Source organism: Caulobacter sp. RHG1 (assembly GCF_013181195.1).
In the GTDB taxonomy this organism is placed as follows: domain Bacteria; phylum Pseudomonadota; class Alphaproteobacteria; order Caulobacterales; family Caulobacteraceae; genus Caulobacter.
The window spans coordinates 186,944-198,279 of the sequence record NZ_SMZP01000009.1; the positions used below are offsets into that span (position 1 = coordinate 186,944).

The 11,336-nt window shown below is 67.2% G+C and carries 8 protein-coding genes; 3 read left to right on the plus strand and 5 right to left on the minus strand.

Going from position 1 to position 11,336, the window contains the following annotated elements; translation table 11 throughout:
* Positions 1-85: 85 nt before the first annotated feature.
* Positions 86-961, plus strand: coding sequence for an AraC family transcriptional regulator (locus tag E1H18_RS22720; protein ID WP_172273190.1), 876 nt, complete (start codon positions 86-88; stop codon positions 959-961).
* Here E1H18_RS22720 and E1H18_RS22725 read toward each other — a convergent pair.
* The gene (locus E1H18_RS22725; RefSeq protein ID WP_172273193.1) at positions 958-2,547 is read right to left on the minus strand and encodes an MFS transporter; all 1,590 of its coding nucleotides are present in this window, start codon (positions 2,545-2,547) and stop codon (positions 958-960) included. The genes E1H18_RS22720 and E1H18_RS22725 overlap by 4 nt on opposite strands.
* 49 nt (positions 2,548-2,596) lie before the next feature.
* Positions 2,597-4,465, minus strand: a complete 1,869-nt coding sequence (locus E1H18_RS22730; protein WP_172273196.1) for an amidohydrolase — start codon at positions 4,463-4,465, stop codon at positions 2,597-2,599.
* Between the two features lie 262 nt (positions 4,466-4,727).
* Between E1H18_RS22730 and E1H18_RS22735 the strand changes: the two genes are divergently transcribed.
* On the plus strand, positions 4,728-7,112 hold the full coding sequence (locus E1H18_RS22735) for a TonB-dependent receptor (protein ID WP_172273199.1): 2,385 nt from the start codon (positions 4,728-4,730) through the stop codon (positions 7,110-7,112).
* 41 nt (positions 7,113-7,153) lie between these two features.
* On the opposite strand, the gene E1H18_RS22740 is transcribed toward E1H18_RS22735, so the two are convergent.
* A complete protein-coding gene (locus tag E1H18_RS22740; RefSeq protein ID WP_172273202.1) occupies positions 7,154-8,593 on the minus strand; it encodes a nucleoside hydrolase-like domain-containing protein in 1,440 nt (479 codons plus the stop codon).
* Positions 8,594-8,767: 174 nt separating this feature from the next.
* On the opposite strand from E1H18_RS22740, the gene E1H18_RS22745 reads away from it, so the two are divergent.
* Positions 8,768-9,637, plus strand: coding sequence for a rhamnogalacturonan acetylesterase (locus tag E1H18_RS22745; protein WP_172273205.1), 870 nt, complete (start codon positions 8,768-8,770; stop codon positions 9,635-9,637).
* A gap of 10 nt (positions 9,638-9,647) precedes the next feature.
* Here the strand turns inward: E1H18_RS22745 and manD are convergent, their stop codons facing one another.
* Both manD and E1H18_RS22755 read right to left on the minus strand, forming a co-directional pair.
* Positions 9,648-10,856: a D-mannonate dehydratase ManD gene (gene manD / locus E1H18_RS22750; RefSeq protein WP_172273208.1), complete on the minus strand. Its 1,209-nt coding sequence runs from the start codon at positions 10,854-10,856 to the stop codon at positions 9,648-9,650.
* Positions 10,857-10,947: 91 nt separating this feature from the next.
* On the minus strand, positions 10,948-11,316 hold the full coding sequence (locus tag E1H18_RS22755; protein ID WP_172273211.1) for a hypothetical protein: 369 nt from the start codon (positions 11,314-11,316) through the stop codon (positions 10,948-10,950).
* Positions 11,317-11,336: the final 20 nt, after the last annotated feature.

The window sequence follows — 11,336 nt, forward strand, 5'->3', positions numbered from 1 at the left end:
GGCGATCCAGTCGGAAACTTGCACGATCCTGTCAAAGCGGCTCGGCGTGCTTGCGTCCGTGCTTTGGCAGGCGTTGGATAGAGCCATGACGTTCTTGCCCGAAATGAACGAGCTGATTGAGCGGCACGCCCAAGAGGTGGACACGGTCCATCCCGTGCCGGGCCTGGGGCTTTATAGCAGCGACGCGCCGACCCTGATGGTCTCGGCCGCCTATCGGCCGATGCTGTGCCTGGTGGTAGCGGGCTCCAAGCAGACCCTGCTGGGCGAGCGATTGTACACTTACGAGGCCGGCGATTGTCTGGTGGTCTCGGCCGAGCTGCCGGTCTGCGGCAGCGTGATCGAGGCGCCGTATCGCGCGGTCAGCGTCGATCTGGATCCAGCGACCGTCTCACGGATCATGCTGGAGAGCGGCGAGGCCGAGCCGGCCGAACAGCCGCCGCCGTCGGGGATCCAGGTCGCGCCGCTGCCGGACGATCTGCTGGACCCCGTCGCCCGCCTGCTGCGCCTGCTGGACCGGCCCCGCGAGATCCCCGTCATGGCCCCGATGATCGAGCGCGAGCTGATCTGGCGGCTGCTGCACAGCAAGCATGGTCCCACCCTGCGCCAGATCGGCTCGGGCGCCAGCCGTTTGACCGGGGTGTCCCGGGCCATCCGCTGGCTGCGCGCCCACTATGCCGAGCCGATGCGGGTGGACGATCTGGCCGGCATGGCCGGAATGAGTCTCTCGACCTTCCACCGTCACTTCCGCACCGTGACGACGATGAGCCCCCTGCAGTTCCAGAAACAGGTCCGGCTGCAGGAGGCTCGTGCGCGATTGCTGGCGGGTGGTGAGGGCGCGGCTCAGGCCGGGTTCGCCGTGGGCTATGACAGCGCCTCGCAGTTCAGTCGCGAATACGCCCGCCAGTTCGGCGCACCGCCCGCGCGGGATGCGGTGCGGATGCGCCAGGGGCTGGTGGCCTAGGAGATTGCCGGAGCAATGAGGTGGCGGACTTTCGGGGGCGTGTCGCCGATGTGGAAGCGATGCAGGGCTTCTTGGTTGTGGCGATCATCGTGGGTGGCCCGCTCGTGTTGGCGCAGGTGCTCCAGCCAGGAGGCGACCACGAAGGTCTCGACCACCAGGCCCGGCTCTTCGGAGTCCTCGAACACGTGCCAGGTCAGGGCGCCGTCGCGCTTGCGGATGGACTTGAAGCCATGCAACGCCTTGGCGAAGGCTGGCACGTCGGCCGGGGCGACGCGGTACTCGACCTGGATCATCACTGGACCACGATCGGCGGCGTGAGCGCCGGTGACGGCAGGCTCGGCCCAATGGCCCGAAGGTGTCAGGTCGACGGCGTTGGCGGCCGGCAGGCGGAAGCGCAGAGCGATTGCGGTCAACAGGGCCAGGGCGACGGCGGCCACGGTCAGGGCCGTGGCGATGTCGGTGCGGCTGGCCAGCGTGCCCCAGATCAGACTGCCGGCGGTCATCGCGCCTTGGAACACCAGCAGGTAGACGGCCAGGGCGCGGGCCTTGACCCAGGCCGGCACGGCCATCTGCGCAGCGACGTTCAGGCCCGACAGCATGGTGATCCAGGCCAGGCCGGCCACGATCATCACGCCGCCGGCGATCCAGGCGCTGCCCGCATGGGCCAGGGCCAGGGTGGCGGCGGCGAACAGCAGCGAGGCGGCGATCGACAGGGTGTTGGCGCTGACGTGCTTGCGGACCTTGGCCAGCACGACCGCCCCGCCGACCGCGCCCAGGCCCATGCAGCCCAGCAGAGCGCCATAGCCGGCGGCGTCCAGGCCCAGTTCGCGGCGGCCGACCAGAGGCAGCAGGGCCCAGAGGGCGCTGGAGAACAGGAAGAAGGCGACCGAGCGGATCAGGACGAGCTGCAAGGCCGGCGCATGGCGGGCGTAGCGATAGCCGGCCTTCAGCGCGCCGAAGAAGTGCTCGGACGGCAGGGCCGCGACCGTTGGCTGGCGACGCCAGGCATAGAGCACACTCAGCACGGCCAGGATCGAGACCGCGTTCAGGCTGAACACCGCGACGGGACCGGCCAGGGCGACGATCACCCCGCCCAGGGCTGGGCCGATGGCGCGGGCGATGTTGACCCCTAGGCTGTTGAGCGCGATCGCGTCGGCCAGGGCCGGCTTCTCGACCAGCTCGGGCACGATGGCCTGGAAGGCCGGGGCGCTGAGCGCCGCGCCCAGACCCATGACGGCGGTCAGCGACAGCAGCACCAGCGGCGTGGTCAGACCCAGGGCAGTCGAGGTCGCCAGGCCGGCCGCGCCCAGCAGGATCAGAACCTGCGAGGCCAGCAGCAGCTTGCGGCGGTCGACCACGTCGGCCAGAGCCCCGCCGGGTAGGGCGAACAGGAACATCGGCAGGGTGGTCGCCGCCTGGACCATCGCCACCCACAGCGGGCTGGGCGACAACGAGGTCATCAGCCACGACGCGCCGACGTCGTTCATCCAAGTGCCGACGTTCGAGACGATGGTGGCGATCCACAGAGCGCGGAACAGAGGTGTCGCCAGCGGTGAGCGGGCTGTCTGGGGCGGTGAAGCGGTCATATTGAAAGGCTTTCGAAGAAGGGGCGTGGCGTTCGAATAGGATGAGGCTTCAGACAGCCCAGCAGCCGCAGCCCAGCGCGCCCCAGAACGACTTGGCGTCCGAGGTCGGGGCGTCCAGGCGGGCGGTCGCCGCGTGATCGTGGCCATGCACGCCGCAGGCGGCGGTGCAGGCGCAGGCCGCGGCGATCTTGGCGAAGAAGCCGCCGCGGGTCTTGCTCGAATGGTAGCCGCCGAAGGTGCGGACCGGCGACCAGTCCGGCGTCGCCGGCGGGATCGGCGGAGCCTGACGGGCGAAGTCGCCGGCGCCCCAAACGACCTTGCCGCCCAGCAGGGTCAGGTCGCTCTCGATGTGAACGATCTCGTCCTCGGCCACCGAGAAGTAGTCACGGTCCAGGGCCACCAGATCAGCCAGCTGGCCCACGGCGATGCGGCCCTTCTTGCCTTCCTCGTTCGAAAACCAGGTGTTGGCCTCGGTCCACAGGCGCAGGGCTGTCTCGCGGTCCTGGCGCTGGGCGGCGGGATACATGCGCAGGCCGCCCAGGCTCTTGCCGGTCACCAGCCAGGAGAGCGAAACCCACGGATTGTAGCTGGCCACGCGCGTGGCGTCGGTGCCCGCGCCGACCGGCACGCCGGAGGCCAGCATCCGCGATACCGGCGGGGTCTCGGCCATGGCCTCGACGCCATAGCGCTCGGCGAAATCCTCGGCCTGGTACATCATCCGGTGCTGCACGGCGATGCCGCCGCCCAAGGCCGCGATGCGGTCGATGTTCCTTTGGCTGACGGTCTCGGCGTGGTCGAAGAACCAGTGCAGGCCGTCGAACGGGATGTCCTTGTTGACCTTCTCGAACACGTCCAGAGCCCGGTCGATGGTCTCGTTGTAGGTGGCGTGCATACGCCAGGGCCAGCGCTGCTCGACCAGCTGCCGCACGACGGGCTCCAGGTCGTCCTCCATGCCGGCCGGCATGTCGGGGCGCGGCTGGCGGAAGTCCTCGAAGTCGGCGGCGCTGTAGACCAGCATCTCGCCCGCGCCGTTGTGGCGGTAGTAGTCGTCGCCCTGGCCCGGCTTGACCTTGGTCCCCCAGGTCTTGAAGTCCGACAGCTCTTCCTTCGGCTTCTGGGTGAAGAGGTTGTAGGCCAGGCGCACGGTCAGCTGGTCGTCGGCGTGCAGCTTCTCGATGATCTCGTAGTCGTCGGGATAGTTCTGGAAGCCGCCGCCCGCATCGATGACGCTGGTCACGCCCAGCCGGTTCAGCTCGCGCATGAAGTGGCGGGTGGAGTTCAGCTGGTACTCTTCCGGCAGTTTCGGACCCTTGGCCAGGGTCGAATACAGGATCATGGCGTTGGGCTGGGCGATCAGCATGCCTGTCGGCTCGCCCGAGGCGTCGCGCTGGATTTCGCCGCCCGGCGGGTTGGGCGTGTCCTTGGTGTAGCCGACGGCGCGCAGGGCGGCCTGGTTCAGCAGAGCGCGGTCGTAGAGATGCAGGATGAACACCGGCGTCTCCGGCGCGGCGGCGTTGATCTCGGCAAGGGTCGGCAGGCGTTTCTCGACGAACTGGTGGCGGGTAAAGCCGCCGACCACGCGCACCCACTGGGGCGGCGGCGTGTTCTGGGCCTGCTTCTTCAGCATGGCCATGGCGTCGGCCAGGGTCGGTACGCCGTCCCAGCGCAGCTCCATGTTGTAGTTCAAGCCGCCCCGGATGACGTGGGTATGGCTGTCGATCAGGCCCGGCACGACGCGGCGACCGGAGAGGTCGATCAACTTCGTCTGCGGGCCGGCTGTCGGGATGATTTCGCGGGCCGAGCCGACGGCGACGAACACGCCATCCTTGACCGCCACGGCGTCGGCGTTGGGATTGGACCGGTCCAGAGTGGTGAAACGGCCACCGTGCAGGATCAGGTCGGGGGCGGTGGTGGTCATAGTCGGTCCCTCGCGTCTGCCGCGGCGCGGCGTGTCTATGAGGAGCACTTTGCTTCGATTTTTACGTACCGAAAACGGAAACTAATAAAACTCAAAGTTTCCAAAAATGGGTAACCTCGAGCGGGCGATGAGCCGAACTGGTCGCGGCACCATGATAGAAAATCTGGGCGAGGTCCGATCCAATCTCCATTTTGCCGATCGGGTATCTATTGTTTTGTCCTGCCTCAACGAACGAACGCCGTTCTTGAACTGGGGGCAATACGTGACCACTCGTCTTTCGGGCCAGACCCGCCGCCGCGCCGCTCTGCTGGGCGTGCTTCTCTCGACGACAGCCGGCGTCGCCCTGGCGGACGAGGTCGCCGTCACGCCGCCGGAGCAGGTGGCGAGCGCCGCTTCGGATTCCACTTCGGTCGGCCAGGTCTTCGTGACCGCCCGCCGCCGCGAGGAGAGCGCCCAATCTGTGCCGATCGCGCTCAGCGTCACCTCGGCCGAGACCCTGACCCAGACCGGCGTCAACAACATCGTGTCGCTGACCCAACTGGTGCCCACGCTGCAGGTGCTGTCGCCCAACGCGCGGAACACCGCCCTGACCATCCGCGGCCTGGGCGCCTCGTACGGCCTGGCCAACGACGGACTGGAGCAGGGCGTCGGCATCTATGTCGATCAGGTCTATGTCTCGCGTCCCGGCGCGGCGACCCTGGACTTCGTCGACATCCAGCAAGTCGAGGTGCTGCGCGGTCCGCAGGGGACGCTGTTTGGCAAGAACACCACGGCCGGCGCGCTGAACATCACCACCCGCGACGCTACCAACACCTTTGAAGCGGACGCGGAAGCGACCGTCGGCAGCCTGAATTTCCGTCAGGTGAAGGCCACGGCCGCGGGCCCGATCGTCGCCGACAAGGTGGCCGCGCGTCTCTCCGTCGTCGGCACCTGGCGCGACGGCGACCTCTACAATCCAATCAGCAAGCTGCATCAGAACGCCCGCGACAGCGTCGGCGTGCGCGGCCAGCTGAAGTTCACCCCGACCGACAAACTGACCATCAAGCTGGCCGGGGATTACAGCGCCCAGCATCCCGAGTGCTGCACCCAGGTCTATGTCACCGTCGGCACGACCCTGAAGCCGGCCGCCCAGCAATATGCGGCTCTGGCCGCGGGGCGGAACTACAAGGTCGCCAGCACCAATCCCTACGATCGTCTGTCGGACGTGGATGATGACATCCAAGCCGACCAGTTCGCGGGCGGCGGCTCGGTGATCGTCGACTATGACTTCGGCGACGTCACCCTGACCTCGGTCACCGCGCACCGGAACTGGGACTGGGAGCCGCGCAACGACCGCGACTATACCGCCCTGGACGTCACCCGCCGCTCGGCCAACCCCTCGCACCAGAAGCAGGACAGCCAGGAGTTCCGCCTGTCCTCGAACGGCGCCAAGAAGGTCGACTGGACCGTCGGCCTTTATTGGTTCGACCAGAACGTCACGACTCACGGCGTGACCGAATATGGCAACGACGCCTCGTACTGGCTGCTGCCCGGCACCAACTCGCCGGACTCGCTGCTGGCGGGCTACACGGTGTTCAACGACAGCAGCATCGACACCACCAGCTACGCCGCCTTTGGCCAGCTGACCTGGAAGGTCAATGACCGCCTCAGCCTGACGCCGGGCCTGCGCTATACCAAGGAGAAGAAGGACGGGGTCTACGCCCAGCGCGTGGCGGGGGGCTCCAACACGACCGACACCACCCTGATCAACCGTCGTCTGGGCATCGCCCGGGCGCAGAACTTCGCGGCCGAGACCAGCGACGGCTCGTTGTCGGGCCAGATCGCGGCGGTCTATGCGGTCAACGAGAACTTCAACGTGTACGGGACCTATTCGCGGGGCTTCAAGTCGGGGGGCATCAACATGACCGCCCTGCCGCTAAACAGCGCAGGCCAGCCGTCGCTGGCGGCGGCGGTGATCCGTCCGGAGAAGGTCTCGACCATCGATCTCGGCGTGAAGACCCAGTGGTTCGATCGCCTGCTGACGGCCAACCTGGCGGTCTTCGCCACCGACGTGGACAACTTCCAGGCCAATGTCGTCGACAGCGGCCCCGGGGCCCTGCGCGGCTACCTGGCCAATGTCGAGAAGGTCGAGGTGCGCGGCGTCGAGCTGGACACCACCACGCGCTCGATCGGCGGCTTCAAGTTCTACGGCAATCTGGCCTACACCGACGGCAAGTACGCCAGCTTCAGGAACGGCCCGTGCCCGCTGGAGCGGATCGGGACGTCGACGGCGGCCTGCGACCTGTCGGGCAAGGCGCTGCCGGGCCTGTCGAAGTGGGCCGGCTCGCTGGGTAGCGAATACCGCCGGAAGACCAGCCTTGGCCGCCTGAGCGGCGAGGCCTATGCCGGCGTCGACGCCAGCTTCCGCTCTGCCTATTTCGCCGACAGCTCGGACTCGATCTACACGCGGATCAAGGCTTACGAGATCGTCAATCTGCGGGCCGGATTCCAGTTGGACAAGGGCTGGGAGGCGTTCGTCTCGGTGCGTAACGCGCTGGACTCCGAGTACATCCAGAACATCACGGTGGTCTCGGGCAACTCGGGCCTGGTGGTCGGCACGCCGGGCGACGCCCGCGCAGTCGCCTTCACGCTGCGCGCCAGCTACTAAGGAAAAGGGTAGGGGGCCGCACGCGCGACCCCCCGCCTGACCTACGGGCGCACGTCGATGACAAGGCGGCGGTAGCGGGTGATCGGCGGCTTGTCGGCGGGCGCGTCGGTCACGGCCAGGATCACCTGCATCTCGCCCGAGCGGAACACGCGGCTGTTAGGCACCGTCAGCTTGGCGACGGGCTTGTCAGCATCGGCGATCTGGATCGGATAGCCGGTCTTGCCTTGCGAGGTCACGAACGTGCCGGCCTCGTTATAGACGAACCACTTGTAGGTCAGGGCGTCGCCGTCTGGATCGGAAGAGCCTTCGGCGCTGAGCGTGACCACATCGCCTTGGGCGGCCGTCAGGCGATCGGCCGTGGCCAGGCGGGCCACCGGTGGGTGGTTGGCCTCGGCATAGGACTTCACCGTCCACTGCATGCGGGCGGCGAAGTCGTTCTGATAAGCCTCGCGCCAGCGCCAGATCGTGGGCTTGTTGCCGGTGTGCCAATGGCCGTCGACGCCCTGCACTTCGTCCTCGGCGTCGGTCCAGAACGGCCGCGTCTCCGGCTGCAGGAACCAGGCGCGGGTGCGCGGGGTGTAGAGCTCATAGCGACCGCCCCAGCCGCCCAGGTCCGGACGTTCCGGATTGCTCAGCCCGTTGCCGATCAGGTTCAGGAAGCTGGGCGTGTCGCCTTCCATGATGAACTCGGTGTGCGGGTACTGCTTGCCCAGTGGGCCCAGGGCGCGGACGTGGGTGTCCAGCCAGGGATTGTCGACGATGGCGTGGTCGGCGCCGACGAACCTGCCGTGGAACTTGTCGCCGCTTATCCCCGACCAGGTCGCAGAGTGGTAGGCGCCGCCGGCGTGCATGCCGGGGCTGGCGATGTAGAACAGGCCAGGGAACTCGTTGCGGATCCAGGGCCCGGTGTCGTCCTGGTCCGAGATCGCGTAGACGCGCAGCTTCGATATGAAGCGGCGCAGTTCGTCAGGCGAGCGCGTGTCGCGCACCGTCCACAGGGCCTGGGCCAGGGTATTGGGGCCGCCCCAGACCAGCACCCAGAGCGGGCGATCGTCGGCGCGGTCGGCCATCTCGATGATCTGCTTGGAGCCGGCGGTCTCCTTGCCTGCGCCGATGGCGGCCAGGCCGTAGGCCGGCTGGCCTTCGCGCACCAACGACATCAGGCGGTCGGCCTTGGGGAAGCCCTTCTCGTGCTTTTCCAGGTTGTCGCGGACCTTGGCGTAGGCGTCCAGAATCTCGCGGATGCGCCAGGCTGCGGTATGGTCCCGCTTGTGGATCGAGGTAGTGGCGACCAGGCCCTCAACGTCCCATTGGTTCGAATAGACCAGGAAGCGCACCAGCGACTGGGCGTCGTCGGGTTCGTTCTCGATGTCGGTCAGGACCAGGACACGGGGGCGTTCGGGCGCAGCTTTCGCCTGGGCCAAGGCGTTGCCCGCGCTCAGCAGAACCGCGGCGGCCAGCACCACGCGCAAGATCGACATAGCTCTCTCCCTGATCGTCTTCCGGCCCACTATCCGGATTCGAGTTCGATTGGTCACTGGTATAAACTCAGAACCAGCTGGGTGGCGATGCGATGTTACCGGTAGCTTTTCTAGTTCGCGATCCTCGCAGAACGTGGGTATGGACCTATTCCAACTCTGTCTGACGAGGCGACCATGCGTATTCTTGCACCGCTCCTGGCCCTGGCGCTGGTCGCCCCGACCATCGCTTTGGCCCAGCAAACGCCCGTTCCCAATCCGCCGCCGCATTTCAACGCGGTGAAGGTCGTGCTGATCGGCGACTCCACGACGGCGGTGCAGGGCGGCTGGGGGCCCAGCTTCTGCGGCAAGCACCTGACCTCGTTCGCGGCCTGCATCAACCTGGCGCGCGGCGGGCGCTCCAGCGGCAACTACCGCACCGAAGGGTCTTGGGCGCTGGCGCTGCACGAGATCAAGTCCGGCGGCTTCAACGACACCTATGTCCTGGTCCAGTTCGGCCACAACGACCAGCCGGGCAAGCCGGGGCGCTCCACCGATCTGGCCACCGAGTTTCCGGCCAATCTGAAGGCCTATGTCGAGGAGATCCGCGCTGCGGGCGGCAAGCCCGTGCTGCTGACGCCGCTGACCCGTCGCCAGTTCAAGGACGGCAAGCTGATCGACGACCTGGCGCCTTGGTCCGAGGCGGTGCGCAAGGTCGCCACCGAGACCAAGACTCCGCTGGTCGATCTGGCCGCTCGCAGCACCGCGTCGGTGCAGGCCATGGGGGCGGCGGAGGCCACGCGCTTCGCTCAGCGCGCGCCTTCGGCCGAGGTGCTGGCCGCGGCCAAGACCGGCACGACCATCCCGGCCTCGACTGGGGTGGCGCCGGCGCCGAACACGCCGGCTGCGGCGACGCAAAACAACGCCGCCGTCGAGCCGATGGGGCAGGCCAAGCTAGCCTTCGACTACACCCACATCGGCGATGTCGGAGCCGACTATTTCGCGTCGATGGTCACGACCGAGCTGGCCCAGGCGGTTCCGGAGCTGCGGCGCTATCTCATCCCGTAGGAAGCAGGCGTCACCAGTTCCACATCGTGCCATCGGTCAGGCGCGCCACGGGCAGATAGGCGGGCTTGTAGGGGTGCTTGGCGGCCAGGTCCTCGTCGATGTCGACGCCGTGGCCTGGCGCGTCGCCTGGGTGCAGGAAGCCGTCCGCGAAGCTGTAGGCGTGCGGGAAGACCGCGTCCGTCTCCTCGGTGTGGCGCATGTACTCCTGAATGCCGAAGTTGGGCACCCAGGTGTCGAAGTGCAGGGCGGTCCCCATGGTCACCGGCGACAGGTCGGTGGCGCCGTGGCAGCCGGTGCGGACCTGGTACAGCGCGGCGAAGTCGGCGATGCGGCGCAGGTGGGTGACGCCGCCGGCTCCGACGATTGTGGCGCGGATATAGTCGATCAACTGGTTCTGGATCAGGTCCTTGCAGTCCCAGATCGTGTTGAAGATCTCGCCCACGGCCAGCGGGGTGGTGGTGTGTTGGCGGATGAGGCGGAAGGCTTCCTGGTTCTCGGCCGGGGTGGCGTCTTCCATCCAGAACAGGTCGAACGGCTCCAGCGCCTTGCCCAGTCGTCCGGCCTCGATCGGCGTCAGGCGGTGATGGACGTCATGCAGCAGGCGCGGTTCGGGACCGTAGACCTCGCGCAGGCGTTCGAACAGCTTGGGGGCGAAGTTCAGGTACTTGCGGGTGTCCCACACCGTCTCGGTCGGCAGGGCCGCGTCGGCGGGCTCGTAATGCAGGGTGCCGCGACCCACGCCATAGGCCATCTCGATGCCGGGTACGCCAGACTGGGCGCGGATGGCCTTGTAGCCCAGGTCGATGTAGCGGCCGACGGCGTCGACGGTCTCTTCCAGATCGGCGCCGTTGGCATGGCCGTAGACCATGACGCCATCGCGGCTCTTTCCGCCCAGGAGGTCGTAAAGCGGCATGCCCGCCATCTTGGCCTTGATGTCCCACAGCGCCACGTCGACAGCGGCGATGGCGCGCATGGTCACCGGTCCCCGGCGCCAGTAGGCCCCGCGGTACAGATACTGCCAGATGTCCTCGATGCGGCGTGGGTCCTTGCCGATCAGGCAGGGGACGACATGGTCCTCCAGGTACGACACCACCGACAGCTCGCGGCCGTTCAGGGTGGCGTCGCCGATGCCGTACACACCCTGGTCCGTCTGGATTTTCAGGGTGACGAAGTTTCGGCCGGGGCAGGTGACGATAACCTTGGCGGAGACGATCTTCATGGACGGACCTGCGGGAGGAGTAACGACACCCCCTCCCTTGGGCTACGTCAATTGGTCTGTCAATTCGTGAAAATTGGTCAGGCCTATTTTGTCAGCTACGCGCCGCGTTGAACGGGCGGGTGTCGTATCCGTTGTCTCCCAGACATTGGTCCATGGCCGTGCGGAAGGCCTGGTCATGACCGCGACGGACCATCTTCGAGCGCGCCATGCTCTTGTCATACGGGGCTTTCAGCGTCAGGCGCGTATCGCCCGGCGTCGCACCGGTGGCGGCCGGGCTCATCGGCGCCAGCTTGAAGCCAGTGGTCTTACCGGATCGCACTTCGGTCCGGCAGGACGCGAAGGTCGAGGCGAAGGCCTTCTCGTCGGTGGCGGCGCGGGTCGCCGGCGTCCCCGAGGTGGCGCAAGCGCCCAGGACCAGGCTGGCGGCGGTCAGGGACAGTCCAAGTACAGCGACTTTCATGGGGCTCTCCAAGCGGATGT